This is a genomic window from Pseudomonas palleroniana (genome assembly GCF_022836895.1).
In the GTDB taxonomy this organism is placed as follows: Bacteria; Pseudomonadota; Gammaproteobacteria; order Pseudomonadales; family Pseudomonadaceae; genus Aquipseudomonas; species Aquipseudomonas palleroniana.
Genome location: NZ_CP092411.1, coordinates 5,325,280 through 5,350,588, shown reverse-complemented (window position 1 = coordinate 5,350,588; position 25,309 = coordinate 5,325,280). Strand labels below are relative to the sequence as shown.

25 protein-coding genes are annotated in these 25,309 nt (G+C 61.1%); 21 read left to right on the top strand and 4 right to left on the bottom strand.

Translation table 11 applies throughout. From position 1 onward, the window contains the following. Nucleotides 1–79 precede the first annotated feature (79 nt). The 15 genes from MJP36_RS24040 to MJP36_RS23970 all read left to right on the top strand — a co-directional run bounded on the left by MJP36_RS24040 (nt 80) and on the right by MJP36_RS23970 (nt 15,966). The gene (locus tag MJP36_RS24040; protein WP_244384140.1) at nt 80–787 is read left to right on the top strand and encodes a tellurite resistance TerB family protein; all 708 of its coding nucleotides are present in this window, start codon (nt 80–82) and stop codon (nt 785–787) included. A gap of 253 nt (nt 788–1,040) precedes the next feature. Continuing rightward, a complete protein-coding gene (locus MJP36_RS24035; RefSeq protein ID WP_425226325.1) occupies nt 1,041–2,684 on the top strand; it encodes a methyl-accepting chemotaxis protein in 1,644 nt (547 codons plus the stop codon). Beyond that, on the top strand, nt 2,684–3,196 hold the full coding sequence (locus MJP36_RS24030) for a chemotaxis protein CheW (protein WP_244384138.1): 513 nt from the start codon (nt 2,684–2,686) through the stop codon (nt 3,194–3,196). The genes MJP36_RS24035 and MJP36_RS24030 overlap by 1 nt, the downstream gene beginning before the upstream one ends. After that, nucleotides 3,193–4,452, top strand: coding sequence for a CheR family methyltransferase (locus MJP36_RS24025; protein ID WP_244384137.1), 1,260 nt, complete (start codon nt 3,193–3,195; stop codon nt 4,450–4,452). Before MJP36_RS24030 ends, MJP36_RS24025 begins: the two co-directional genes overlap by 4 nt. Next, a complete protein-coding gene (locus tag MJP36_RS24020; protein ID WP_244384136.1) occupies nt 4,449–5,150 on the top strand; it encodes a chemotaxis protein CheW in 702 nt (233 codons plus the stop codon). Before MJP36_RS24025 ends, MJP36_RS24020 begins: the two co-directional genes overlap by 4 nt. Next, nucleotides 5,147–7,411, top strand: a complete 2,265-nt coding sequence (locus tag MJP36_RS24015; protein WP_090366428.1) for a hybrid sensor histidine kinase/response regulator — start codon at nt 5,147–5,149, stop codon at nt 7,409–7,411. The genes MJP36_RS24020 and MJP36_RS24015 overlap by 4 nt, the downstream gene beginning before the upstream one ends. Next, a complete protein-coding gene (cheB, locus tag MJP36_RS24010) occupies nt 7,408–8,418 on the top strand; it encodes a chemotaxis response regulator protein-glutamate methylesterase (RefSeq protein WP_060754002.1) in 1,011 nt (336 codons plus the stop codon). The genes MJP36_RS24015 and cheB overlap by 4 nt, the downstream gene beginning before the upstream one ends. Nucleotides 8,419–8,469: 51 nt before the next feature. Continuing rightward, entirely contained in the window at nt 8,470–9,471 is a 1,002-nt protein-coding gene (locus MJP36_RS24005; protein WP_060754003.1) for a response regulator, read from the top strand. Between the two features lie 110 nt (nt 9,472–9,581). Then, nucleotides 9,582–10,677, top strand: a protein-coding gene (prfB, locus tag MJP36_RS24000) for a peptide chain release factor 2 (protein WP_104995687.1) whose coding sequence is annotated in 2 segments (ribosomal slippage) — nt 9,582–9,653 and nt 9,655–10,677 — 1,095 coding nt in all. Because the reading frame shifts where the segments join, the coding sequence is not laid out codon by codon here. Nucleotides 10,678–10,740: 63 nt separating this feature from the next. Continuing rightward, a complete protein-coding gene (gene lysS, locus MJP36_RS23995) occupies nt 10,741–12,243 on the top strand; it encodes a lysine--tRNA ligase (protein WP_104995688.1) in 1,503 nt (500 codons plus the stop codon). A gap of 106 nt (nt 12,244–12,349) precedes the next feature. After that, entirely contained in the window at nt 12,350–13,066 is a 717-nt protein-coding gene (locus MJP36_RS23990; protein WP_174554022.1) for a TetR/AcrR family transcriptional regulator, read from the top strand. Nucleotides 13,067–13,139: 73 nt separating this feature from the next. Next, entirely contained in the window at nt 13,140–14,417 is a 1,278-nt protein-coding gene (locus MJP36_RS23985) for a flavohemoglobin expression-modulating QEGLA motif protein (RefSeq protein ID WP_060754006.1), read from the top strand. 27 nt (nt 14,418–14,444) lie between these two features. Then, entirely contained in the window at nt 14,445–15,350 is a 906-nt protein-coding gene (locus tag MJP36_RS23980) for an alpha/beta hydrolase (protein ID WP_104995689.1), read from the top strand. Next, entirely contained in the window at nt 15,347–15,673 is a 327-nt protein-coding gene (locus MJP36_RS23975) for a PA3694 family proteiin (protein ID WP_244384135.1), read from the top strand. The genes MJP36_RS23980 and MJP36_RS23975 overlap by 4 nt, the downstream gene beginning before the upstream one ends. A 152-nt stretch (nt 15,674–15,825) precedes the next feature. Continuing rightward, nucleotides 15,826–15,966 carry a hypothetical protein gene (locus MJP36_RS23970; RefSeq protein WP_161549869.1) on the top strand — a complete coding sequence of 47 codons (141 nt, stop codon included), beginning with the start codon at nt 15,826–15,828 and terminating at the stop codon, nt 15,964–15,966. Between the two features lie 50 nt (nt 15,967–16,016). On the opposite strand, the gene lptF is transcribed toward MJP36_RS23970, so the two are convergent. The 3 genes from lptF to MJP36_RS23955 form a co-directional block, all read right to left on the bottom strand. Continuing rightward, entirely contained in the window at nt 16,017–16,802 is a 786-nt protein-coding gene (gene lptF, locus MJP36_RS23965; RefSeq protein ID WP_060754009.1) for a lipotoxin F family OmpA-related lipoprotein LptF, read from the bottom strand. Between the two features lie 56 nt (nt 16,803–16,858). Next, complete coding sequence (locus tag MJP36_RS23960; protein WP_090366425.1) at nt 16,859–17,284, bottom strand: DUF4398 domain-containing protein; 426 nt, start codon at nt 17,282–17,284, stop codon at nt 16,859–16,861. 283 nt (nt 17,285–17,567) lie between these two features. After that, nucleotides 17,568–17,912, bottom strand: coding sequence for a hypothetical protein (locus MJP36_RS23955; RefSeq protein WP_060754011.1), 345 nt, complete (start codon nt 17,910–17,912; stop codon nt 17,568–17,570). A gap of 183 nt (nt 17,913–18,095) precedes the next feature. Here MJP36_RS23955 and ppc point away from each other — a divergent pair, with 183 nt between their 5' ends. The 6 genes from ppc (at nt 18,096) to MJP36_RS23925 (ending at nt 24,623) form a co-directional block, all read left to right on the top strand. Then, nucleotides 18,096–20,723: a phosphoenolpyruvate carboxylase gene (gene ppc / locus MJP36_RS23950; protein ID WP_244384134.1), complete on the top strand. Its 2,628-nt coding sequence runs from the start codon at nt 18,096–18,098 to the stop codon at nt 20,721–20,723. A 297-nt stretch (nt 20,724–21,020) separates the two neighbouring features. Then, nucleotides 21,021–21,668, top strand: coding sequence for an adenylate kinase (adk, locus tag MJP36_RS23945; protein WP_010212617.1), 648 nt, complete (start codon nt 21,021–21,023; stop codon nt 21,666–21,668). 90 nt (nt 21,669–21,758) lie between these two features. Next, nucleotides 21,759–22,445, top strand: a complete 687-nt coding sequence (tsaB, locus tag MJP36_RS23940) for a tRNA (adenosine(37)-N6)-threonylcarbamoyltransferase complex dimerization subunit type 1 TsaB (RefSeq protein WP_104995692.1) — start codon at nt 21,759–21,761, stop codon at nt 22,443–22,445. 160 nt (nt 22,446–22,605) lie between these two features. Then, nucleotides 22,606–22,908, top strand: a complete 303-nt coding sequence (locus MJP36_RS23935; RefSeq protein WP_060754014.1) for a hypothetical protein — start codon at nt 22,606–22,608, stop codon at nt 22,906–22,908. Continuing rightward, nucleotides 22,908–23,768, top strand: coding sequence for a DUF72 domain-containing protein (locus tag MJP36_RS23930; RefSeq protein ID WP_244384133.1), 861 nt, complete (start codon nt 22,908–22,910; stop codon nt 23,766–23,768). The genes MJP36_RS23935 and MJP36_RS23930 overlap by 1 nt, the downstream gene beginning before the upstream one ends. Before the next feature lie 27 nt (nt 23,769–23,795). Next, a complete protein-coding gene (locus MJP36_RS23925) occupies nt 23,796–24,623 on the top strand; it encodes an isocitrate lyase/PEP mutase family protein (RefSeq protein WP_244384132.1) in 828 nt (275 codons plus the stop codon). 1 nt (nt 24,624) lies between these two features. Here MJP36_RS23925 and MJP36_RS23920 read toward each other — a convergent pair whose 3' ends face one another. Next, nucleotides 24,625–25,245 (bottom strand): energy transducer TonB, encoded by a 621-nt coding sequence (locus MJP36_RS23920; protein ID WP_244384130.1) that lies wholly within the window; start codon nt 25,243–25,245, stop codon nt 24,625–24,627. Nucleotides 25,246–25,309: the final 64 nt, after the last annotated feature.

Below are 25,309 nucleotides of genomic sequence, written 5' to 3'. Positions count from 1 at the left end.
CTAGATCGGGGTTTTTTGGCACTTAGTTTTACGCTGGGGGCCTATTGGTCCTACGAACCCAAGTGTCTGGAGGTTGCGAATGAATACCCGTGGATTACTCGATCAGTTGCTCAAGTCTGGCCAGGATATGTTGCAGAACAAAGCTGGCGGCCAACGTAAACAGGACGATAAAAGTGCCCTGGGCGGCTTGCTTGGCGGGGGTGGCCTGGGCAGCCTGCTCGGCGGTGCGGGCGGCGGCGCCCTGGCGGCGGGAGCCATGGGCCTGTTGCTGGGCAACAAAAAAGCCCGCAAGTTCGGCGGCAAGGCCCTGACCTACGGCGGGTTGGCGGCACTCGGCGTGATTGCCTACAAGGCCTACGGCAACTGGCAGGCGCAACAGGCCGGTGCAGCACAAGGCGAACCGCAAACCCTCGACCGCCTGCCGCCGGCCCAGGTCGAGCAGCACAGCCAGGGGATCCTCAAGGCACTCGTGGCGGCCGCCAAGGCCGACGGGCATGTCGATGAGCGCGAGCGGGCGCTGATCGAAGGGGAGTTCACCAAGCTGGACAACGACCTCGAGCTACAACGCTGGCTGCACGCCGAGCTCAACAAACCGCTCGACCCGACCGACGTCGCCCGCGCTGCCGCCACGCCGGAAATGGCCGCGGAGATGTACATCGCCAGCGTGATGCTGGTCGACGAAGAAAACTTCATGGAAAAAGCCTACCTCGACGAACTGGCCCGCCAGCTCAAACTCGACCCTGGCCTGAAAGCTGAGCTGGAAAAGCAAGTGCGGTTGAACGCATAACCCCAGGTAGCACGCAAAACCCATGTGGGAGGGGCAAGCCCTAATGCCTGTCAGTTAAGAGATAGAGTGGACGATGGATAACCTGTGGGAGGGGGCTTGCTCCCGATAGCGGTGGGTCAATTATGTATAAGTGGCCTGGCACACTGCTATCGGGAACCAGCCCCCTCTCACAACTATTCGCGTCCTCTGCCTGGTCCGGCAAAAGCTGTTGATAAATGCAGGCATCCGCTCAGCTATACTCCCCAGCATTTGAATGGGCCTTCGAGGAATTACTGTGAAGAACTGGACCTTGCGCCAAAGGATTTTGGCTAGCTTTGCGGTCATTATCGCCATCATGCTGTTAATGGTTGTGGTCTCCTATTCACGGTTGCTGAAGATCGAAACCAGTGAAGTCGCGGTGCGTGACGACGCGGTGCCGGGGGTTTACCTCAGTTCGATGATTCGTAGCGCCTGGGTCGACAGTTACCTGCATATCCTGGAACTGATCGGTTCGGGTCAAAACAAGGGGCTGAGCGACACCGACAAGGCTGAGTTCAAGTCCTTCGAAGCGCGCATCCTGCAACAGATGGCCAACTACCAGGCCACCATCAACGGTGGTGACGATCAGGCCGAGTTCGATAGATTCGAAGCCTACCACCAGAATTACAACAAGGCCCTGGCCGCGGTGGTGGATCGCTTGCAAAACAACGATGTCGCCGCTGCGCGCAAGTTGTTCGACACCGAAATGACACCGGCCTGGACCGCAGGCCGCATGAAGCTCAACGACATCATTACCGAAAACAAGAACGTCGCCGACCAGGCAACCAACGCGATCGACGCTGCTGTAGAGGCCGCAAAGATCAGCATGTTCGTCTCGCTGGGCCTGGCCATTCTCGCCGCCGCCCTTTGTGGCCTGTTGTTGATGCGCGCGATCACGGGGCCGATGCAGCGCATTGTTTCGATTCTGGGCACCATGCGTGACGGTGACCTGAGCAAACGCTTGAACCTGGAGCGCAAGGACGAATTCGGCGCAGTCGAAACCGGCTTCAACGACATGATGACCGAACTGACTGCGCTGGTGTCCCAGGCCCAACGCTCGTCGGTGCAGGTGACCACCTCGGTGACCGAGATCGCCGCGACCTCCAAGCAGCAACAGGCGACCGCCACCGAAACGGCTGCAACCACCACCGAAATCGGTGCTACTTCCCGCGAAATTGCTGCAACGTCCAAGGACTTGGTCCGCACCATGACCGAGGTATCCACCGCCGCCGACCAGGCTTCGGTCGCTGCCGGTTCCGGCCAGCAAGGGCTGGCGCGCATGGAAGAAACCATGCATTCGGTGATGGGCGCCGCCGACCTGGTCAACGCCAAACTGGCGATCCTCAATGAGAAGGCCGGCAACATCAACCAGGTGGTGGTGACCATCGTCAAGGTTGCCGACCAGACCAACCTGTTGTCACTCAACGCGGCTATCGAAGCCGAGAAGGCCGGCGAATACGGCCGCGGCTTTGCCGTGGTTGCCACCGAAGTCCGTCGCTTGGCCGACCAGACCGCAGTGGCCACGTATGACATCGAACAGATGGTGCGCGAGATCCAGTCGGCGGTGTCGGCGGGCGTGATGGGCATGGACAAGTTTTCTGAAGAAGTGCGCCGTGGCATGTTCGAAGTGCAGCAAGTCGGCGAGCAGCTGTCGCAGATCATCCACCAGGTACAGGCCCTGGCGCCTCGGGTGTTGATGGTCAACGAAGGCATGCAGGCCCAGGCCACCGGTGCCGAGCAGATCAACCACGCGTTGGTGCAACTGGGCGATGCCAGCAGCCAGACCGTGGAGTCCCTGCGCCAGGCCAGTTTTGCCATTGATGAATTGAGCCAGGTTGCGGTCGGTCTGCGCAGCGGCGTATCGCGTTTCAAAGTCTGATGAGCGACTTCGCGGCTAAACGCGGCGCCGTCCCGGCAGCGAAAAAGACGTTGTTCCTGGTGTTTCACATCGGCGGCGAACGTTATGCGCTCAAGGCCACGGAAGTGGCCGAGGTGCTGCCGCGCCTGCCACTCAAACCCATCGCTCATGCGCCGGCGTGGGTGGCAGGCATATTTGCCCATCGCGGGGTGTTGGTGCCGGTGATCGACCTCAGTGCGTTGACCTTCGGCACAGCGGCCCAGGTGCGTACCAGCACTCGTCTGGTGCTGGTCAACTACCAGCCGCAACCCTGGATCGAGGCGCGCAGGCTGGGGTTGATCCTGGAGCAGGCTACCGACACCTTGCATTGCTACCCTACCGAGTTTCAACCCTATGGCCTCGACAATCGGCAGGCGCCTTACCTGGGGTTGGTGCGTGAAGATGCCCAGGGCTTGATGCAGTGGATCGGCGTGTCCGAGTTATTGACCGATGAAGCCCGCGCTTTGCTATTTTCTGCCGAGCTGAGCCTATGAGCAGCGACCCACGTTTCTTTACCTTCCTGAAAGAACGCATTGGCCTTGATGTCGCATCGGTGGGCGAGGCGATTATCGAGCGCGCCGTGCGCCAGCGCAGCCAGGCCGTGCAGGCGGCAACGCTGGAGCACTATTGGCAGCGACTGCACAGCTCGCAGGACGAGCAGCAAGCGCTGATCGAGGCGGTGATTGTTCCCGAGACCTGGTTTTTCCGGTACCCGGAGTCCTTTGCCACCTTGGCGCGCCTGGCCAAGGCGCGTCTGGCCGAGATCAACCAGCTGCGCGCGTTGCGCATTCTCAGCCTGCCATGTTCGACCGGCGAAGAGCCCTATTCGATTGCCATGGCGTTGCTCGATGCCGGCCTGGCCCCGCACCAGTTCAAGGTGCAGGGCATGGACGTCAGCCCGCTGTCGGTAGAGCGGGCGCGGCGCGGGGTGTACGGGAAGAATTCCTTTCGCGGTGGCGACCTGGAGTTTCGCCAGCGCCACTTCACCGAGCAGGCCGACGGTTACCACATTGCCGATAGAGTACGTGAGCAGGTGCGCCTGCAAGTCGGAAACTTGCTGGACCCTGCGTTGCTGGCGAATGAGCCCAGCTATGACTTCGTGTTCTGCCGCAACCTGCTGATCTACTTCGACCAGCCGACCCAGAAACAAGTCTTCGATGTGCTCAAGGGCTTGACCCATGTCGATGGCGTGCTGTTTATCGGCCCGGCCGAAGGCAGTTTGCTGGGGCGCCATGGCATGCGCTCGATTGGCGTGCCACAGTCCTTTGCCTTCAGCCGACATGTGGAACCGGTGAAGCCTGCGCCGGTTTTCGTGCCGATGCAGGCCCCCGTGCCGGCGCGCAGCGCAGCACCGATCCCGCCCAAACCGCGCCCGTTCAGCACGGTCAGCGCCCAGGTGCTGCCGATCAAGGCACCGCAGACGGACGCGGGTGATTTGCTCAGCCGGATCGCCACTCTGGCCAATGAGGGCAAAAGTGCTGAGGCACGGGCTGCCTGTGAACAGTATTTGAGCAACCACCCGCCGGTCGCCCAAGTGTTTTACTGGCTGGGCTTGCTCAGCGATGTGGCCGGCAGCGCCTTGGAAGCCCAGGGGTATTACCGCAAAGCCCTATACCTGGAACCGCAGCACCCGCAGGCCCTGATGCATCTGGCCGCGTTGCTCGAGTCCCAGGGCGACAGTGCGGGGGCGCGCCGTTTGCAGGCGCGGGCCGCGCGTAGCGAGCGAGCTGACAGTGAGTCCAAACGATGAGTACCTCCGACGAGCTCGACACTGCGGGTCTTGACCTGACCCTGACCGACACCCAACGCATCGACGATTGCTGGAACCGTATCGGCATCCATGGCGACAAATCCTGCCCGTTGCTGGCCGAACATATTCACTGCCGCAACTGCTCGGTGTATTCCGCCGCCGCCACGCGCTTGCTCGACCGCTATGCGTTGCAGCAGGACGATCGCCACGCGATCGCCGCCGACGCCGTCGACGAGAACGTGGCCACCCGTTCCCTGTTGATGTTCCGCCTCGGCGACGAATGGCTGGGCATCGCCACCCGCTGCCTGGTGGAAGTGGCACCGCTGCAACCGATTCATTCCCTGCCGCACCAGCGCTCACGGGCATTGCTCGGCGTAGCCAACGTACGCGGCGCGCTGGTGGCGTGCCTGTCGCTGGTCGAGCTGCTTGGCCTGGACGTCACCGATCATGGCGCGACGGGCGGGCGCATCATGCCGCGCATGTTGATCATCGCCGCGCAGGACGGCCCGGTGGTGGTGCCGGTGGACGAAGTCGACGGTATCCATGCCATCGATGAACGCGCCTTGAAGGCCGCGTCCGCCTCCGGCACCCAGGCCAGCGCGCGCTTCACCCAGGGTGTGTTGCAGTGGAAGGGCCGCAGCCTGCGTTGGCTGGACGAGGCGCAATTGCTGTCCGCCGTGACCCGGAGCCTCACATGACCCCCGACCAGATGCGCGATGCCTCGTTGCTGGAACTGTTCAGCCTGGAAGCCGATGCGCAGACCCAGGTATTGAGCGCGGGCCTGCTGGCCCTGGAGCGTAACCCGACCCAGGCCGACCAGCTTGAGGCCTGCATGCGCGCCGCCCATTCGCTCAAGGGCGCGGCGCGCATCGTCGGCGTGGACGCCGGGGTCAGCGTGGCTCACGTCATGGAGGACTGCCTGGTCAGTGCCCAGGAAAGCCGCCTGTACCTGCAACCTGAGCATATCGACGCTCTGCTGCAGGGCACTGATTTGCTGATGCGCATTGCCACCCCCGGCAATGATGTGGGAGCGGCCGATATTGATGCCTATGTGGCATTGATGGAACGGCTGCTCGATCCGTCGCAGCCGACTGCCAACGTCGCGCCACCGCCACCACCGCCCGAGCCTGCCCCGGCGCCGATCATTGAAGCGCCTGCACCCGAGCCCGAACCGGCGTTGCCGCGCCAGAGCAAACCGATGACCGAGGGTGGCGAGCGCGTGCTGCGCGTGACCGCCGAGCGCTTGAACAGTCTGTTAGACCTGTCCAGCAAGTCCCTGGTGGAAACCCAGCGGCTCAAGCCTTACCTGGCAAGCATGCAGCGCCTCAAGCGGATTCAAAGTAACGGCGCACGCGCACTGGATACGCTGGACGGCCAGCTCAGGGCGCTGGATTTGAACCTCGAAGCCGAGGAAGCGCTGGCCGATACCCGGCGTTTGCTGAGCGAAGCCCAGGCCCTGCTGGCGGAAAAAATCGTCGAGCTGGATGAGTTCGGCTGGCAGGCCGGGCAGCGTGCCCAGGTGCTTTACGACACCGCGCTGGCCTGTCGCATGCGGCCCTTTGCCGATGTGCTGGCCGGGCAGGTGCGCATGGTCCGCGACCTCGGGCGCAGCCTGGGCAAGCAGGTGCGCCTGGAAATCGAAGGCGAAAAGACCCAGGTCGATCGCGACGTGTTGGAAAAGCTCGAGGCGCCGCTCACTCATTTGCTGCGCAATGCCGTCGACCACGGCATCGAAATGCCCGAGCAGCGTATCCTGGCGGGCAAGCCGGCCGAGGGCCTGATCCGTCTGCGTGCCTCCCATCAGGCGGGGTTGCTGGTGCTGGAACTGAGCGATGACGGCAATGGCGTCGACCTTGAGCGCCTGCGCGGGACCATCGTCGACCGGCATCTGTCACCGCCGGAAACCGCCTTGCGTTTGAGCGAGGAGGAGCTGCTGACGTTCCTGTTCCTGCCCGGTTTCAGCCTGCGCGACAAAGTCACCGAAGTGTCCGGACGCGGCGTGGGCCTGGATGCGGTGCAGCATATGGTCCGGCAATTGCGCGGCGCGGTGGTGCTGGAGCAGGCGGCGGGGCAGGGCAGTCGCTTCCATCTGGAAGTGCCGTTGACCCTGTCGGTGGTGCGCAGCCTCGTGGTGGAAGTCGGCGGAGAAGCCTATGCTTTTCCGCTGGCGCATATCGAGCGCATGTGCGACCTGTCGCCGGACGATATTGTCCAGTTGGAAGGCCGCCAGCATTTCTGGCACGAGGGCCGGCATGTCGGTCTGGTTGCCGCCAGCCAGTTGTTGCAGCGCCCGGCGGCGCAAAGCAATGACGCGACATTGAAGGTCGTGGTCATCCGCGAACGCGATGCGGTGTATGGCATTGCGGTGGAACGTTTCATCGGCGAGCGCACCCTGGTGGTGTTGCCGCTGGATGATCGCTTGGGCAAGGTCCAGGACATCTCCGCCGGTGCCTTGCTGGATGATGGTTCGGTGGTGTTGATCGTGGATGTCGAAGACATGCTGCGCTCGGTGGACAAGCTGCTCAACACCGGCCGCCTGGAGCGCATCGCGAGGCGCAGCCAGCAGGCCACCGAAGCTGCGCGCAAACGGGTGCTGGTCGTGGATGACTCGCTGACCGTACGTGAGCTGCAACGCAAATTGCTGTTAAACCGCGGATATGAAGTGGCCGTCGCAGTCGACGGCATGGACGGCTGGAACGCATTGCGCTCCGAAGACTTCGACCTGCTTATCACTGACATTGATATGCCTCGCATGGACGGTATCGAATTGGTCACACTTCTGCGTCGTGACAGTCGCCTGCAATCGTTGCCGGTGATGGTGGTGTCGTACAAGGATCGCGAAGAAGACCGACGCCGTGGACTGGATGCCGGCGCCGACTATTATTTAGCCAAAGCCAGTTTTCACGATGACGCCTTGCTCGACGCCGTGGTTGAACTGATCGGAGGAGCCCGGGCATGAGGATTGCGATCGTCAATGACATGTCCCTGGCGGTGGAGGCGCTGCGCCGCGCACTCAGTTTCGAGCCTGCCCACGAAGTGGTGTGGGTGGCCAGCAACGGCCTGGAAGCCGTGCAACGTTGCGCCGAACTGACCCCGGACCTGATCCTGATGGACCTGATCATGCCGGTGATGGATGGCGTGGAAGCCACCCGTCAGATCATGGCCGATACTCCGTGCCCGATCCTGATTGTCACCGTGGACCGCCAGGCCAACGTCAGCCGCGTGTTCGAAGCCATGGGCCATGGTGCCCTGGACGTAGTGGACACACCGGCGCTGGGCGTGGGCAACCCCAAGGATGCAGCGGCGCCGCTGCTGCGCAAGATCCTCAATATCGGCTGGCTGATTGGTCAGCGCGGCAGCCGCGTGCGCGCCGACGCCACGCCGCAACGTGCTACCGGCAAGCGTCAGAGCCTGGTAGCGATTGGCTCGTCGGCGGGAGGGCCGGCTGCCCTGGAAACCCTGCTCAAGGGCTTGCCAGGCGACTTTCCCGCCGCCATTGTGCTGGTGCAGCATGTGGACCAGGTGTTCGCCGCCGGCATGGCCGAGTGGTTGAGCAGTGCGTCCGGCCTGCCGGTGCGCCTGGCCCGTGAAGGCGAACCGCCACAAAGCGGCGTAGTCTTGCTGGCCGGCACCAATCACCACATCCGCTTGCTGAAAAACGGCACGCTGGCCTATACCGCCGAGCCGGTGAACGAGATTTATCGACCTTCCATCGACGTGTTTTTCGAGAGCGTCGCCAGCCACTGGAATGGCGATGCCGTCGGCGTATTGCTGACCGGCATGGGGCGCGATGGCGCCCAAGGGCTCAAATTACTGCGTGAACAAGGATATTTGACCATCGCCCAGGACCAACAGAGTTCGGCGGTGTATGGCATGCCCAAAGCGGCGGCGGCGATTGATGCCGCTGTTGAAATTCGCCCACTGGATAGAATTGCGCCCCGATTGCTGGAGGTCTTTGCAAAATGATCAAAACCTCCCGTGCTGCTGGTTTGCAGGTGGTAATTCAGGTGACTGCACATGAATGATTTACAGCTCGACGACTTCAAGACCGATGAAAATGCCGCCATGGTGTTGCTGGTTGACGACCAGGCGATGATCGGCGAAGCCGTGCGACGCGGCCTGGCCCATGAAGAGAACATCGACTTCCACTTCTGCGCCGATCCGCATCAGGCGATTGCCCAGGCGATTCGCATCAAACCCACGGTGATCCTGCAAGACCTGGTGATGCCGGGGCTGGACGGCCTGACCCTGGTTCGCGAATACCGCAACCACCCGGCCACCGCGAATATCCCGATCATCGTGCTGTCCACCAAGGAAGACCCGCTGATCAAGAGCGCTGCCTTTGCCGCTGGCGCCAACGACTATCTGGTGAAGCTGCCGGACAACATCGAGCTGGTGGCGCGCATTCGCTATCACTCGCGCTCCTACATGACGCTGCTGCAACGGGATGCGGCCTACCGTGCGCTGCGGGTCAGCCAGCAACAGTTGCTGGACACCAACCTGGTGCTGCAACGCCTGATGAACTCCGATGGCCTCACCGGGCTGTCCAACCGTCGCCACTTCGACGAATACCTGGAGCTGGAGTGGCGCCGTGCCATGCGTGACCAGACCCAGCTCTCGCTGCTGATGATCGACGTGGACTTTTTCAAGAGCTACAACGACAACTTCGGCCATGTCGAAGGCGATGAAGCCCTGCGCAAGGTCGCTGCCACCATTCGTGAGGCCAGCAGTCGTCCTTCGGATTTGCCGGCGCGTTATGGTGGTGAAGAATTTGCCCTGGTGCTGCCGAGCACCTCGCCGGGCGGCGCCCGACTGGTCGCGGAAAAGCTGCGCATGGCGGTGGCGGCCCTGAAAATCCCGCACATCGCGCCGACCGAGGGATCGTGCCTGACCATCAGCATCGGCCTGTCGACCCTGACGCCCAAGCAGGGCACGGATTATCGGCAGTTGATCATGGCGGCGGACAAGGGGTTGTATATGGCCAAGCACAACGGGCGCAATCAGGTCGGTATCGAATAACCGGGTGGCAGGGAGCAAACCCTGCCTTTTCGCCAAGCGGGCTGCCGTTTCAGCCCGATTGCCGTTATACTCGCCGGCTTTCAAAAGTTCGCCAACGAGTGCTGCCCGCCATGGAAATCAACCCGATCCTTAACACCATCAAGGACCTGTCCGAGCGCTCCGAAACTATTCGGGGGTATCTTTGACTACGATCAAAAGCATGAGCGTCTGACCGAAGTCAATCGCGAGCTTGAAGATCCGAGTGTCTGGAACAAACCTGAATACGCCCAGGAACTGGGTCGCGAGCGCGCTGCGCTGGCGCAGATCGTCGACACCCTCGACGAATTGAATGCCGGTCTGGCCGATTGCCGAGACCTGCTGGACATGGCCGTCGAAGAAAACGACGAAGGCGCAGTGGGCGATGTCGTCGCCGAGCTGGCCCGTCTCGAGGAAAACCTCGCCAAGCTTGAATTCCGTCGCATGTTCAGCCACGAAATGGATCCGAACAACGCCTACCTGGATATCCAGGCCGGTTCCGGCGGCACCGAAGCCCAGGACTGGGCCAACATCCTGTTGCGCATGTACCTGCGCTGGGCCGACAAACGCGGTTTCGACGCCACCATCATGGAATTGTCGGCCGGTGAAGTCGCCGGTATCAAGGGCGCGACCGTGCATATCAAGGGCGAATACGCCTTTGGTTGGCTGCGTACCGAGATCGGCGTGCACCGCCTGGTGCGCAAGAGCCCGTTCGACTCCGGCAACCGTCGCCATACTTCGTTCTCTGCGGTGTTCGTCTCGCCGGAGATCGATGACAAGGTGGAAATCGAGATCAACCCGGCCGACCTGCGGATCGACACCTATCGTTCCTCCGGCGCCGGTGGCCAGCACGTAAACACCACCGACTCGGCCGTGCGTATCACCCATGTGCCGACCAACACGGTGGTCAGCTGCCAGAACGAACGTTCCCAGCACGCGAACAAGGACACCGCCATGAAAATGCTGCGGGCCAAGTTGTACGAGCAGGAAATGCAGAAGCGCAACGCCGCTTCCCAGGCGCTGGAAGACACCAAGTCGGATATCGGCTGGGGTCACCAGATCCGCTCCTATGTGCTCGACGCGTCGCGGATCAAGGATCTGCGCACCAACATCGAACGCAGCGATTGTGACAAGGTGCTCGACGGTGATATCGACGAATACCTGGAAGCCAGCCTGAAATCCGGCCTGTAATCCCTTGCCGGCGATCCCCGGCCGCAGGCCGGGGACAACGAACCTGATGGAAGATTTAAAGACATGAGCGACCAACAACTCGACCCGCAAGCCCTGCAACAGGAAGAAAACTCCCTGATCGCCCTGCGCAAGGAAAAGCTTGCTGCCGAGCGCGCCAAGGGCAATGCCTTCCCCAACGACTTCCGCCGCGACAACTACTGCGATGCCTTACAGAAACAGTACGCGGACAAGACCAAGGAAGAGCTGGCAGAGGCTGCAATCCCGGTCAAGGTTGCCGGTCGCATCATGCTCGACCGTGGCTCGTTCCTGGTGATCCAGGACATGACCGGGCGTATCCAGGTCTACGTCAACCGCAAGACCTTGCCTGCCGAAACCCTGGCCGCGGTGAAAACCTGGGACATGGGCGACATCATCGCCGCTGAAGGTACCCTGGCCCGTTCCGGCAAGGGTGACCTGTACGTCGAAATGACCAGCGTGCGCCTGCTGACCAAATCCCTGCGCCCGCTGCCGGACAAGCACCACGGCCTGACCGACACCGAACAGCGCTACCGCCAGCGCTACGTTGACCTGATCGTCAACGAAGACGTGCGCCAGACCTTCCGCGTGCGTTCGCAAGTCATCGCGCACATCCGCAGCTTCCTGATGAAGCGCGACTTCCTCGAAGTCGAAACGCCGATGTTGCAGACCATTCCTGGCGGCGCTGCAGCCAAGCCGTTCGAAACCCATCACAATGCGCTGGACATGGAAATGTTCCTGCGTATTGCCCCCGAGCTGTACCTCAAGCGCCTGGTGGTGGGCGGCTTCGAGAAAGTTTTCGAGATCAACCGCAACTTCCGTAACGAAGGCGTTTCGACTCGTCACAACCCAGAATTCACCATGTTGGAGTTCTACCAGGCTTACGCCGACTACGAAGACAACATGGACCTGACCGAAGAGCTGTTCCGCGAGCTGGCGCAGTTGGTCCTGGGCAGCACCGACGTACCGTACGGCGACAAGGTGTTTCACTTCGGCGAGCCGTTCGTGCGCCTGTCGGTGTTCGATTCGATCCTCAAGTACAACCCTGAGTTGACCGCTGACGACCTGAACGACATCGACAAGGCCCGTGCCATTGCCAAGAAAGCCGGCGCCAAGGTGCTGGGTTTCGAAGGCCTGGGCAAACTGCAGGTGATGATTTTCGAGGAGCTGGTGGAGCACAAGCTCGAACAGCCGCACTTCATTACCCAGTACCCGTTCGAAGTGTCGCCGCTGGCCCGTCGCAACGACGACAACCCGAACGTCACCGACCGTTTCGAGCTGTTCATCGGCGGCCGCGAAATCGCCAACGCTTACTCCGAGCTTAACGACGCGCAAGACCAGGCCGAGCGCTTCATGGCCCAGGTGGCCGACAAGGACGCCGGCGACGACGAAGCCATGCACTACGACGCCGATTTTGTCCGCGCCCTGGAGTACGGCATGCCGCCGACGGCGGGCGAAGGTATCGGCATCGACCGCCTGGTGATGTTGTTGACCAACTCACCGTCGATCCGCGATGTGATCTTGTTCCCGCACATGCGGCCACAAGCGTGACCGTAGCGTAATCCGAAGCCGCCTTATATAAGGCGGCTTTTTTATGCGGCGTCTATAAGCGTCAAGCGAACAGCGCCAGATTTTGATCAATGCAAGGATGTGTGTGGTGAACCGCGTAATGGCTCAAGAAGGCGCCGCCGGCATTGCGGCTGCCGTGGCTGAAAGTGTCCAGTACCAGGGCCGCAAGGCCAGTCGCCGGGGCAGCGAGCAACGTCGGCAAGACATTCTCGATGCAGCGATGCGCATCGTGGTGCGTGACGGCGTGCGCGCCGTGCGCCATCGCGCCGTGGCGGCGGAGGCGGGTGTGCCGCTGTCCGCAACCACCTATTACTTCAAGGATATCGATGATCTGCTCACCGACACGTTTGCCCAATACGTCGAACGCAGCGCGGCCTACATGGGCAAGTTGTGGGTGCGCAATGAGGGCCTGCTGCGCGAAATGGTCGCTTATGGTGACGGCAGCCCCGAATCCCGTTCGCAATTGGCCGATGATATTGCGCGGCTGACCGCCGATTACGTCTTGCGCCAGTTGACCAACCGTCGCGAGTACCTGATGGCCGAGCAGGCGTTTCGTCAGGAAGCGCTGCTCAACCCGCGCCTGGCCGAGCTGGTGCGTTCCCACCAGCAGATTCTGTTGCAGGGCACCGGGCAGTTTTTCCAGGTACTGGGCTCTCGCGAGCCGCAACAGGATGCCAAAGTGTTGACGGCGATTATCGGTCGGATGGAGTATCAGGGCCTGCTTGACGGTCTGGAGCCGCTGACCGGTGAAGAGATGCTCGCGATTCTCAAACGATACATGCATTTGGTGTTGGCCTCGGTCTGACACTACGCTCCAGGTAAAACTCACCTTGCACCTGCAGCGCGCGAGCCGATAACGTTTATAGAGGAAGCACCAGGTGGACGATTACCAGCAGACGATACGCACCTTGTCTGATCGCATTGTGCTGGCGCAAACACCGATTCGCGTCCTTGACGCCGTGAAGTGGGACGAAAATATTCGCCAGGGGTTTCTCAAGGCCAAGGGCAAGGCCATGCCTGCCGTGGATCGTGATTACTACCTCAACCGACCGTTGTCGTTCGATTCCAGCGCCGTGAAGCTGGAGTTCCAGAACATCGAGCGGGATATTACCCGCCGTCTCGGCCAATTCAGCCCGGTCGGGCAGATCATGCGCCGCATGTGCCGCGAGTACCGCATGGTCGTGCGCATGCTCGAAGCCCGCGGCACCGAGGATTTCGGCCTGATTTCCCAGGAGCTGTACGGCGCCGCCTCCGATGCGTTCCATGCCGGCGACCCGACCCTGGCGGACCTCGGCCTGATGCTCTCCGACTACCTGAACAATATCGACGGCCGTGGCGACCTCAAGGACGAAGCCAAGACCCTGACGGCCAAGGATGCCGTCGCCTTGCTGCAAACCCGCTTGAATAAAGTGTTTGGCGAGGCCGAGGAAACCATCCGTGTGTTCGAGTCCGACGGTATCGTCGCCGACGCTGCGGCGGGGGCCGACTACATCAAGATCCGCGCCGACGCGATGTTCAACGAGCGCGATGTGCGCGCCCTGGAGGTGCATGAAGGTCTGGTCCACGTCGGCACCACCCTTAACGGCCTGAACCAGCCGATCTGCACGTTCCTGTCCAAGGGCCCGCCGTCGTCCACCGTGACCCAGGAAGGCTTGGCGATTCTGATGGAAATCATCACCTTCGCCTCTTACCCAAGCCGCTTGCGTAAATTGACCAACCGCACCCGCGCCATCCATATGGTGGAAGAGGGCGCCGACTTCCTGCAGGTGTTCGAGTTCTTCCGCGAGCAGGGCTTTGAGATGGCTGAAAGCTACGGCAATGCCAGCCGGGTGTTCCGAGGTTCGGTGCCGACCGGCTTACCGTTTACCAAGGATCTGTCCTACCTCAAGGGCTTTATCATGGTCTACAACTACATCCAGCTCGCCGTGCGCAAAGGCAAGCTGGAACAAGTGCCGCTGCTGTTCTGCGGCAAGACCACCCTGGAAGACATGCGCACCTTGCGCCAACTGGTCGACGAAGGCCTGGTGGTACCGCCCAAATACCTGCCCGAGCAGTTTCGCGACATGAACGCGTTGGCGGCCTGGATGTGCTTTTCCAACTTCCTCAACCACTTGAGCCTGGACCGGATCGAGGCCGATTACTCCAATATTCTTTAGGGTATTGGCCTGTGGAGGCTTTAACGGATGAGAGTCCTCGGCATTCTGTGCCTGTTACTGACATTGAGCGGCTGCAGTTCGCTGCTGTTCTATCCCGAACCCGGCCTGCCGTTCACGCCGGAAAAAGCGCACCTGCACTACCGTGACGTCACCCTCACGACCGCTGACGGGGTAAAACTTCACGCCTGGTGGTTGCCGGCCAAGCCCGGCGTGCCGCTCAAGGGCACGGTGCTTCACCTGCACGGCAATGGCGGCAACCTGGCCTGGCACCTCGGTGGCAGTTGGTGGTTGCCGGAGCAGGGCTATCAGGTGTTGATGCTCGACTACCGTGGCTACGGGTTATCGGAGGGTAAACCGTCATTGCCGGCGATTTACCAGGATATCGATGCGGCCTGGCAATGGCTCGATCAAGCGCCTGAAACCCGGGGCCAACCCCTGGTTATCCTGGGGCAAAGCCTGGGCGGTGCGCTGGCGGTGCATTACTTGGCCGCGCACCCGGAGCGTCAAACCCAACTGAAGGCCTTGGTGCTGGATGGCGTGCCCGCCAGTTATCGTGACGTAGGGCAATTCGCCTTGAGCACTTCCTGGTTAACATGGCCATTCCAGGTGCCGCTGTCCTGGCTGGTGCCCGACGCCGACAGTGCGATCAACGCCATGCCGGCACTGACCGGTGTACCCAAGCTGCTGTTCCATAGCCTGGATGACCCGATTGTGCCGCTGGCCAACGGTATCCGCTTGTATCAGGCCGCGCCGCCGCCGCGTGTATTGCAACTGACCCGTGGCGATCATGTGCAGACCTTTGCCGACACGACCTGGCAGACCGTGATGCTGCGTTATCTGGACGACCCGCAGCACTTCAACGGCCTGCGCCGCCTGGGCGAGATCCCGAATTATCCGACTCCTAAAGTTGATTCATCAGAGAGCCCGCAATGAGTGAAGAACGCAACATGATCCCACTGATCCTCACCGGTATCGGCACCATCATCGGTACCGTCGGTTGCCTGTGGTTTTATGGCTACCTGCATTTCGCCAAGCCGGAGGACGCATTGCTTCTGAGCGATTTCACGATGCTCAAGACCGTGCCGGGAGAGGATTACAAAGTCTCCCTGACCCCGGCCGCGCAAGTGGCGCAGTGCGTTGACGGTGTGCTGGTGATGTTCGACACCGATCAGAAGGGCCTCAGCGGCGTGCTGGTCAACAACAAGAAACAGGCTGTGCGCTGCCTCGGCCAGGAAACACCGCAACTTCAGCAGTAAATCGCTCCAATTAACCGTTTCTGAAATATCTGGAACCGTATTCCGTAAGACGCCACTCAATGCCCAGTCAGCGGTGCTGACGGGTAACTTACGAATAGTCAGCCAGGGGGGAAGTCACGGTGAATATCGGTGCGATCAGTAGGATGTTGGACATGGCCCGGGCGCAGCAGATTCTGGATGAGTGCAGCGAGTGCGAGGCTGAGTCGCCCCTCGCGAAGCGAGATGAACTGAAGCGCAAGCTGGAGTTTGATCCTTTCGGCGCCGACGAAAATAAACCCCAGATCCAGTACTGAACGAAAAAACCCACCGTCTCCGGTGGGTTTTTTTATCCAGCTTCAATCAATCAGTTAGCCAGGCTGGAGCGCGGCTTGACTGGCTGGTTGTCGTTGGAGATGGTCACTTCAACGCGACGGTTCATGGCACGGCCCGATGCGCTGCCGTTGTCGGCAACCGGGTATTCCTTGCCGTAACCCTGGGTCACGATGCGCGAGATATCCACGCCTTGTTGCGCCAGTGCACGTTGTACCGAAGCGGCACGACGCTCGGACAGGCTCTGGTTGTACGAATCGGAACCGGTGCTGTCGGTGTAGCCTTCGACGATCACTTTACGGTCCGGGTTATCGCGCAGGAACTGCGCCAGTTTGGTGATGTTGACCAGGCCGCTGGATTTCAGGTCGGACTTGTTGGTGGCGAACAGCACGTCACCGAAAGTCACCAGGGTGCCACGATCGGTCTGCTTGGCGTTCAGGCTGTCTTGCAGTTGCTTGATCTGCGCATCACGGGCTTGCAGCAGGGCGCGGGCACGTTCGTCACCGGCGTTTTTCAGCTTGGCTTCGGATTCACGCAGCACGATGGTGTCTTTGGCCACTTCAACGCGCTGGTTGGTCAGGTAGGCCAACTGGTCGACTTTCTTCTCGTCTTCCTTGTCACGGTAGGCTTTTTCAGCCTTGTCCAGCCAATCGCTGGCGTCCTTGGTTTCCAGGGCCGCCAACTTGGTGGCTTGCGGGTTGGTCTGCAAAGCCGCGAAATTGGTCTTGGCGTTTTCCAGGTTCTGGTTCGGTGGGGTGGAGCAGGCCGCCAGAGCAACGCTCATTGCCAACAGGGCAGGGATCATCAGTTGTTTACGCATAATCGTGTCGTCCTTTCAGTTCGATTTCGGGTGCAATGCAATCAGGGGCAGCGGGCTTATTTCTGCTGGATAACAGCCGGGCGCATACCTTCCTGACGCAGCTCCTGAACAGCTTTCTGGGAATCCTTCACGGCCTGTTGAGCCTTGGCTGCCTGGGCCTTGCGCTCTGCAACGCGAGCGTCCCATTCGGCTTGTTCAGCCAACTGACGGGCTTTGTCGTAGTTCTTGTCGTGCATGGCGATTTCGGCTTCTTTGAGCTTGTCCTGGGCCGATTTCATTTCCACAGCCGCGAACTCGGTACCGCCAGCGCTGACTGCGCTGTTAACAGCCGATTGAGTCACCGCGTATTGCTCAGTCGGAGGGTTGCCTGCGCAACCCGCCAGTACGAAGCTGGTGCCGATCGCCAGCGCGGCCAATTTGAGCCCGCGCAGGTGGTTAAACGAGGATTTGGCAGTGCTGGTTTTCATCGTCTTCAACTCCATTGGATAACTCCTGAAAAACATCAAAATCCACTTCGTTGGTCAGCGGTTGGGGCCCGGCGGTAAAGCTCGAAATGCCCTTTCAAACGGCCGTTCCAAGTTGATGGCTTACTGGCTGTGACCTGAGGCTTTTTTCAAAAGTTCAGAGAAGATGGCGATTTGCCTAAAAAAATATTTGACTGACTGGTCAGCGTTTTGAAGAGGGAACTTTCGTCGCGCGCAGCGGTACTCCGAGCCTGTGAAAGGCCCGGAATACAAAGGGTTTACCAGTTTTTAGAGTGGATCGTCAGTGCTTCTGTTTATCGGCACTCGCTGAAAAATCATGCAGATAGCGCCGCGACAGGCTGAGAAAACGTGGGGTAGGGCCGACGTCCTCATACAACGGATCGCCCTCTTCATCGGTGGCAATCACCTGTTGACCCTTGATGTACGGAAAGCTGGCTTCGAGCTCTTCAAGGGCGGCGCCGATCAGTTCGCCGAGCAGTTCTTCGGTGTGGCGCTTGGGGTACATCTCGGCAATGGCGGCCAGTCTCGCGGCGGCCTCCACATCCAGATGGATCGCGTATTCGGTTTTGGTCATGCGACCCTTGGCGGTTTCTTCCCAATGCTGGGCCAGTTCTCGAATTTTCATGGCTACCTCAATATGCTCGCGGGTTGCGGGCGCTGATGAGTGACCAGTCGCCGATGTGGATAACACGGCGACTCATAGTTGAGACTAGCTGCAATTGATAAGGTTTAAAGCCTTGTCAGAAACCGACGTCGGCGGCACTCTTGAACCCCTGCGCGTCCCGGATTTCTGGCTGGAGATTGGCTGATGAGTGATATCGATGCACGCTTGCGCGAGGATGTTCACCTGCTGGGTGAGCTGTTGGGCAACACCATTCGAGAGCAGTACGGTGATGATTTTCTCGACAAGATCGAGCAGATCCGCAAAGGCGCCAAGGCTGACCGGCGAGGGGCTGGCGATGAATTGAGCGCCAGCCTGAACCAGTTGCAGGAAAATGAACTGCTGCCTGTAGCGCGAGCCTTCAACCAGTTCCTTAACCTGGCCAACATCGCCGAGCAGTACCAGCTGATTCATCGACGCGATGAGTCGCAGCCGGCACCCTTCGAGTCCCGGGTGCTCCCGCAATTGCTGGCCCGCCTGCAACGCGAAGGTCACAGCAACGAGTCCCTGGCCCGCCAATTGGCGCGGCTGGAGATCGAACTGGTGCTCACGGCCCACCCCACCGAAGTCGCCCGTCGTACCCTGATCCAGAAGTACGATGCGATTGCCGCGCAACTGGCCCTGCAGGATCACCGTGATCTCACCACGGCCGAGCGCGAGCAGATCCGCGAGCGCCTGCAACGGCTGATCGCTGAAGCCTGGCACACCGAAGAAATCCGCCGCGTACGACCCACCCCGGTGGATGAGGCCAAATGGGGCTTTGCGGTGATCGAACATTCGTTGTGGCACGCCATTCCCAATTATCTGCGCAAGGCCGACAAGGCGTTATTCGCCGCTACCGGATTGCATCTGCCCCTGGAGGCGGCGCCGATTCGTTTTGCCTCGTGGATGGGCGGGGATCGCGACGGTAACCCCAACGTCACCGCACCGGTCACCCGTGAAGTGCTGCTGCTGGCACGCTGGATGGCGGCCGATCTGTATCTGCGTGATGTCGATCACCTGGCCTCGGAGCTGTCGATGCAACAAGCCAGCCCGGCATTGCAAGCCAGGGTCGGTGACAGCGTCGAACCCTATCGCGCCTTGCTCAAGCAACTGCGTGAACGGCTGCGCGCCACGCGCCAATGGGCGCACACCGCGTTGACGGCCGCCACGCCGGCCACCGCCGAAGTGCTGCAAAACAACCGCGAGCTGCTGGAGCCGTTGGAGCTGTGCTACCAGTCGCTGCATGAGTGCGGCATGGGCGTGATCGCCGATGGACCGCTGCTCGATTGCCTGCGCCGTGCGGTGACATTCGGCTTGTTCCTGGTGCGTCTCGATGTGCGTCAGGATTCCAGTCGCCATTCGGCGGCCATGACCGAAATCACCGATTACCTTGGCCTGGGTCGTTATGAGGACTGGGACGAAGAGGCCCGTATCGCCTTCCTGATGAAGGAGTTGGCCAATCGCCGGCCCTTGTTGCCGGGCTACTTCAAACCCTCTGCGGAGACCGCTGAGGTGTTGAATACGTGCAAGGAAATCGCTGCCGCCCCGGCGGCGTCGCTGGGCTCCTATGTCATCTCCATGGCGGGCGCCGCGTCGGATGTGCTGGCGGTGCAGTTGCTGCTCAAGGAGTCGGGCGTTCAACGCCCGATGCGTGTGGTGCCGCTGTTTGAGACCCTGGCCGACCTGGATAACGCCGGGCCGGTGATGGCAACGCTGTTGCAGTTGCCGGGCTACAGGGCGCGCCTGCAAGGGCCGCAGGAAGTGATGATCGGCTACTCGGACTCGGCCAAGGACGCGGGCACCACAGCCGCTGCCTGGGCGCAGTACCGGGCGCAGGAACGCCTGGTGGATATCTGCCGCGAGCAACAGGTGGAACTTCTGTTGTTCCATGGTCGCGGCGGCACCGTCGGCCGTGGCGGCGGCCCGGCTCACGAGGCGATTCTGTCGCAGCCGCCGGGTTCGGTGGCGGGGCGCTTTCGCACCACTGAACAAGGCGAAATGATCCGCTTCAAGTTCGGCCTGCCCGACATTGCCGAGCAAAACCTCAACCTTTACCTGGCGGCCGTACTGGAAGCCACCCTGCTGCCTCCGCCGCCACCCGAGCCTGCCTGGCGTGATTTGATGGACGAACTGGCCGCCGACGGTGTCAGCGCCTACCGCGCCGTAGTGCGGGAAAATCCGCAGTTCGTCGAGTACTTCCGCCAATCCACGCCGGAGCAGGAGCTGGGGCGTCTGCCACTGGGCAGTCGCCCGGCCAAACGGCGTGCGGGGGGCATTGAAAGCCTGCGCGCCATTCCGTGGATCTTCGGCTGGACCCAGACCCGCCTGATGTTGCCGGCCTGGCTGGGCTGGGAGGCCGCCTTGAGCAAGGCGCTGGAACGCGGCGAAGGTGAGTTGCTGGGGCAGATGCGCGAACAGTGGCCGTTCTTCCGCACGCGCATCGACATGCTGGAAATGGTGCTGGCCAAGGCCGATGCCGACATTGCCCGCCTGTATGACGAGCGTTTGGTGCAGCCTGACCTGTTGCCGCTGGGTGCGCACTTACGCGACCTATTGTCGCAGGCATGCAGCGTGGTACTTGGCCTGACCGGTCAGTCGCAACTGCTGGCCCATAGCCCGGACACCCTGGAGTTCATCCGTCTGCGTAACACCTACCTCGACCCTCTGCACCTGCTGCAGGCCGAGTTGCTGGCACGCTCGCGTCAACAGGAAGCCGAGCAAGACAGCCCTCTGGAACAGGCGCTGCTGGTGTCCGTGGCCGGTATTGCCGCCGGCTTGCGCAATACCGGCTGAAGTTTTCCAAGTGTTCTCAACGGCTTGCAGATGAACCACGACGGCCGCCCGGAAAGGGGCGGTCGGCGTTTGTGCCGGCGGGTTGCACTCAGGCATACCCTACCTATGACGCATGTCCGGCGCGGGTTCCTGCGACTTTTGGCGGCTTGTATGGTGACGGCCCGCTGTGTATCTTGATCAGCCTTTGGCCGTTTGATTCGGCCTGGACCCACATATTCAAGCTTCATATTTCTACGAGATTTGCCCCTACGCGGCGAATCCGGGCACCATCTCTATAAAAAATTGAGGAGCACATCGATGCGCGTCATTCTGCTGGGAGCTCCCGGGGCCGGTAAAGGTACTCAGGCGAAGTTCATCACTGAGAAGTTCGGCATTCCACAAATCTCCACCGGCGACATGCTGCGTGCTGCCGTCAAGGCCGGCACCGAGCTGGGCCTGATCGCCAAGAGCGTGATGGACAGCGGCGGCCTGGTCTCCGATGACCTGATCATCAACCTGGTCAAGGAACGCATCAGCCAGGAAGATTGCAAGAACGGTTTTCTGTTCGACGGCTTCCCGCGCACCATTCCCCAGGCTGAAGCCTTGGTGAAGGCCGGCGTAGAGCTGGACGCGGTGGTTGAAATCGCCGTCGAGGACGAAGAGATCGTGCAACGTATCGCCGGTCGTCGCGTTCACGAAGCCTCGGGTCGCGTGTACCACACCGTCTACAACCCGCCCAAGGTTGAAGGCAAGGACGATGTCACCGGCGAAGACCTGGTGCAGCGCAAGGACGATACGGAAGAAACCGTGCGCCATCGTCTCTCGGTCTACCATTCCCAGACCAAACCGCTGGTGGATTTCTACCAGAAGCTGTCCGCTGCACAGGGCAAGCCGAAGTACAGCCACATCCCTGGCGTCGGTTCGGTAGAAGCCATCACCGCCAAGGTGCTGCAGGCTCTGAGCTGATTCATTGATCAGCTTCATCTACAACGGCCCGCTTGCGGGCCGTTGTTGTTTATACTGGCGCACTTTTTTTCGACTTGGACACCCACACCGATGAGCACCCTGCTGGCCTTGGACACCGCGACTGAAGCTTGCTCCGTCGCCTTGCTGCACGATGGCAAGGTAACGAGCCACTACGAGGTGATCCCGCGCCTGCATGCGCAGAAGCTGTTGCCGATGATCAAGCAACTGCTTGAGGAGGCGGGCACCACGCTTGCTGCCGTGGATGCCATCGCCTTCGGCCGTGGCCCTGGTGCATTCACTGGCGTGCGTATTGCCATCGGCGTGGTACAGGGCCTGGCGTTTGCGTTGGAGCGCCCGGTGTTACCGGTTTCCAATCTCGCGGTGCTGGCCCAGCGCGCGCTGCGTGAGCACGGTGCGACCCAGGTCGCGGCGGCCATTGATGCGCGCATGGATGAAGTGTATTGGGGATGCTATCGCGAAACCGCCGGGGAAATGCGTCTGGTGGGGAGTGAAGTGGTTCAGGCACCAGAGGCGTCCGTATTGCCCGATGATGCCCAAGGCGATTGGTTCGGTGCCGGCACCGGCTGGGGTTACGGTGAGCGTCTGGGCGTGAAGACCGCCGGCCAGGCCGCCGATATGTTGCCCCATGCACAAGACTTGCTGACCCTGGCGCGTTTCGCTTTCGAGCGCGGCGAAGCGATCCCGGCCGATCAGGCGGCACCGGTTTATCTTCGCGATAAAGTGGCGCAGACCAAGGCCGAACGCGGGATTATTTGACGTCAAAAAGGCGGGATTTGGCCGACAAATTTCGCCAATCGTCAGAATTTGCGCGGGTTTCTAAACCTTTTACAAATTATGTGTTCTAGTTAGCACCAGAGCATTTGCGCGCCATGGAAAGTGCCGCTAAATTGCCATCATCGATTCCGAGTCTGCATGTATGCGTATAGACGGATTTTCCTCACAGTCCTACCCCATCAAGCGCAAGCCACGTAAGGCGAGCGTGACGGTAGACGAGTCCGTTGAAGATTCGCCGGACTTCATTGAGTTACAGTCCGACTCGCCCTCCAACGCCCAGGGTTCCACAGGCTCGCGTATCGGCGGTCTGCCTGCCCGCCAGCAAGACATGGTCTTCCCGCGCTCCATGAGCAAAAGCGTCGCCACCGCCCTGGCCAGCTACTTGACCACCGCCGGCTTTGTCGAATGGGATATGGAAGTGCTGGGTCTCGATATCCACATCTGATGCGCCTGCCTTACTACATCGGTTGCCCTTCCTGGAGCGAAAATGCCTGGCGCGAGTACCTGTACCCGGCCGATGCGCGTTCCGGCGATTACCTCGCGCTGTACTCCCAGGTTTTCAACGCCGTTGAAGGCAACACCACATTTTATGCCCGCCCCTCGGCCGCCACGGTGCAACGCTGGGCTGAAATCATGCCTGCGGATTTTCGCTTCACCGCCAAGTTCCCCGGCGATATCAGCCACGGTGGTGACTTGCGTGAGCAATTGCCGGCGGCGGAAAGCTTTGTCGGCTTGATGAGCTCGTTGGGCGAGCGCATTTCACCGTTGTGGCTGCAACTGCCGGCGACCTTTTCGCCACAGCGCCTGGGTGAGTTGGCCGGCTTTATTGATGGCCTGGAGCGCCCGCTGGCGGTGGAAGTGCGTCATCCGGAATTCTTCGCCAAGGGTGATGCCGAGCGGATGCTCAACCGTTTGTTGCGTGACCGTGGTGTCGAGCGTATCTGCCTGGATCCCCGCGCCCTGTTCAGTTGCACCTCCACCTCGGCCGCGGTGCTGCATGCCCAATCGAAAAAGCCCAAGGTGCCACCGCGCCCGGCGGCGCTCACCCAGTTTCCTCAAGTGCGGTTTATCGGCCATCCGGAACTGGAGGCCAATGACCCGTTCCTGGTCCCTTGGCTGGAAAAGGTCGCCGGCTGGATCGAGGAAGGACGCACGCCCTACGTGTTTCTGCACACGTCGGATAATCGCCTGGCCGCGCAACTGGCACTGCGTTTTCACGCCAAATTGATGGTGCGCCTGCCAGGCATGCCGCCTTTGCCGACCTTGCATCGAGAACCCGCAGCGGAGCAACTGGGGTTACTCTAAGGCTCCTTTTTCCGACAGGAGTGAGCCATGGACGCACAAGCCCTGCGCGCCGATACCTTCAAGGCCCTGCATGAACGTGATCGCGCCTTCGTCATGCCCAATCCGTGGGACGCCGGTTCCGCCATCATGCTTGCCAGCCTGGGTTTTGAAGCCTTGGCCACGACCAGTGCCGGGTTTGCGTTCAGCCTGGGACGGCCGGATGCCGAGGGCGCGCTATCGCTGGAAGACACCCTTGGCAATGCTTCAATGATTGTCCGGGCGACTTCCCTGCCGGTGGCGGCCGACCTCGAAAACGGCTTCAGCGACACCCCCGAAGGCTGCGCCCAAACCATTTTGCGGGCGGCGGCCACTGGCATCGTCGGTGGCTCTATCGAAGACGCCACCGGCATCGCGGCCGACCCGATCTACCCATTCGATTTATCGGTTGAGCGTGTTGAGGCGGCTGCCGCGGCTGCGCGCAGCTTGCCCTATGCCTTCACGCTGACGGCTCGCGCAGAAAACCTCCTGCACGGGCGCCTGGATCTGCCTGACACCATTCGCCGCCTGCAAGCCTACGCCGAAGCCGGCGCCGATGTGTTGTATGCCCCGGCGTTGCGCACAGCCCAAGAGGTGTTGGCAGTGGTCAAGGCGGTCGCGCCCAAGCCGGTGAATGTGTTGATGTCCGGTGGCTTGAAATTGAGCGTGGCGCAGTTGAGCGAGATGGGAGTGCGGCGTATCAGCGTCGGTTCGGCTTTGGCCCTGGCGGCCTATGGCGAGTTCTACCGGGCGGCGCAGGAAGTGTATGGGGCGGGCACGTTCGAGTTCACCGAACGCAAGATGCCGTTCAGCCAGGCCAATGGGTTTTTCAAGCGTTGAATCAGGCGGCCAGGCGCAGGTTGTTGAGGATCAGTGGGCGCGCCCAGTGGTAATCGAAGTCCAGCGCCTTCTGTTGCGCCTCCAGCTCTTGCGGTGGGTACGGCGTGGCTGGCGGTGGCAGCAGGTCCAGTTCGAACTCGGCAATCGGCAGGTGCAGTGGGCGCGGTTGCGGTGCGGGGCCAGGTTCAGGCAGTGGTTGGCCGGCGTTCAGCACGAGCGGGCGAACCCAGCCGCTGTCGAAATTCTGTTGGCGCTGCTGGGCGACAATTTCTTCTGGCGCAAAGGGCGTGGCGGGGGGCGGCAGCAACTCGGTTTCGAATTCGGCGATCGGCAGGAACAGCGGCTCAGGTGGGGCGATTTCGGTGTCTTTTACTTCGCATTCACGCTGGGTGAGGATCTGCGCCAACAGATCGGCGCCTTCGCTGGGTTCTACCGCAGGGTCCAGGGTTGCAGGCGCCTTGATGGCCAGCGCGTTCGGTGAATCACCAAGCTGTTCGGCCAACGCGCGGGCGAAGAAGTCCTGCCACACATGACTCACCCCGGCCAGCGCTTGAGTATTGCGCAGGCCGTAATGGTTGTGGGTCGGCAGTACACCGATGGTTAGGGGAAGAATGTCTGACATTTTTCTCGGTCGACGCTCAGCTCTGGCAAAATACCTGACTGTTGGTTTTATCGGCCAGTGTTGG

Coding starts and splice junctions, on each gene's coding strand:
- MJP36_RS23960 (WP_090366425.1), bottom strand. CDS start 17,284: ATGGAGTTGAAGACGATGAAAACCAGCACTGCCAAATCCTCGTTTAAC.
- MJP36_RS24025 (WP_244384137.1), top strand. CDS start 3,193: ATGAGCAGCGACCCACGTTTCTTTACCTTCCTGAAAGAACGCATTGGC.
- MJP36_RS23980 (WP_104995689.1), top strand. CDS start 14,445: ATGAGAGTCCTCGGCATTCTGTGCCTGTTACTGACATTGAGCGGCTGC.
- MJP36_RS24005 (WP_060754003.1), top strand. CDS start 8,470: ATGAATGATTTACAGCTCGACGACTTCAAGACCGATGAAAATGCCGCC.
- MJP36_RS23925 (WP_244384132.1), top strand. CDS start 23,796: ATGGACGCACAAGCCCTGCGCGCCGATACCTTCAAGGCCCTGCATGAA.
- MJP36_RS23955 (WP_060754011.1), bottom strand. CDS start 17,912: ATGAAAATTCGAGAACTGGCCCAGCATTGGGAAGAAACCGCCAAGGGT.
- MJP36_RS24035 (WP_425226325.1), top strand. CDS start 1,041: ATGGGCCTTCGAGGAATTACTGTGAAGAACTGGACCTTGCGCCAAAGG.
- MJP36_RS24040 (WP_244384140.1), top strand. CDS start 80: ATGAATACCCGTGGATTACTCGATCAGTTGCTCAAGTCTGGCCAGGAT.
- lptF (WP_060754009.1), bottom strand. CDS start 16,802: ATGCGTAAACAACTGATGATCCCTGCCCTGTTGGCAATGAGCGTTGCT.
- MJP36_RS24030 (WP_244384138.1), top strand. CDS start 2,684: ATGAGCGACTTCGCGGCTAAACGCGGCGCCGTCCCGGCAGCGAAAAAG.
- lysS (WP_104995688.1), top strand. CDS start 10,741: ATGAGCGACCAACAACTCGACCCGCAAGCCCTGCAACAGGAAGAAAAC.
- MJP36_RS23935 (WP_060754014.1), top strand. CDS start 22,606: ATGCGTATAGACGGATTTTCCTCACAGTCCTACCCCATCAAGCGCAAG.
- MJP36_RS23970 (WP_161549869.1), top strand. CDS start 15,826: ATGGCCCGGGCGCAGCAGATTCTGGATGAGTGCAGCGAGTGCGAGGCT.
- MJP36_RS23975 (WP_244384135.1), top strand. CDS start 15,347: ATGAGTGAAGAACGCAACATGATCCCACTGATCCTCACCGGTATCGGC.
- tsaB (WP_104995692.1), top strand. CDS start 21,759: ATGAGCACCCTGCTGGCCTTGGACACCGCGACTGAAGCTTGCTCCGTC.
- adk (WP_010212617.1), top strand. CDS start 21,021: ATGCGCGTCATTCTGCTGGGAGCTCCCGGGGCCGGTAAAGGTACTCAG.
- MJP36_RS24015 (WP_090366428.1), top strand. CDS start 5,147: ATGACCCCCGACCAGATGCGCGATGCCTCGTTGCTGGAACTGTTCAGC.
- MJP36_RS23920 (WP_244384130.1), bottom strand. CDS start 25,245: ATGTCAGACATTCTTCCCCTAACCATCGGTGTACTGCCGACCCACAAC.
- MJP36_RS23930 (WP_244384133.1), top strand. CDS start 22,908: ATGCGCCTGCCTTACTACATCGGTTGCCCTTCCTGGAGCGAAAATGCC.
- cheB (WP_060754002.1), top strand. CDS start 7,408: ATGAGGATTGCGATCGTCAATGACATGTCCCTGGCGGTGGAGGCGCTG.
- ppc (WP_244384134.1), top strand. CDS start 18,096: ATGAGTGATATCGATGCACGCTTGCGCGAGGATGTTCACCTGCTGGGT.
- MJP36_RS24020 (WP_244384136.1), top strand. CDS start 4,449: ATGAGTACCTCCGACGAGCTCGACACTGCGGGTCTTGACCTGACCCTG.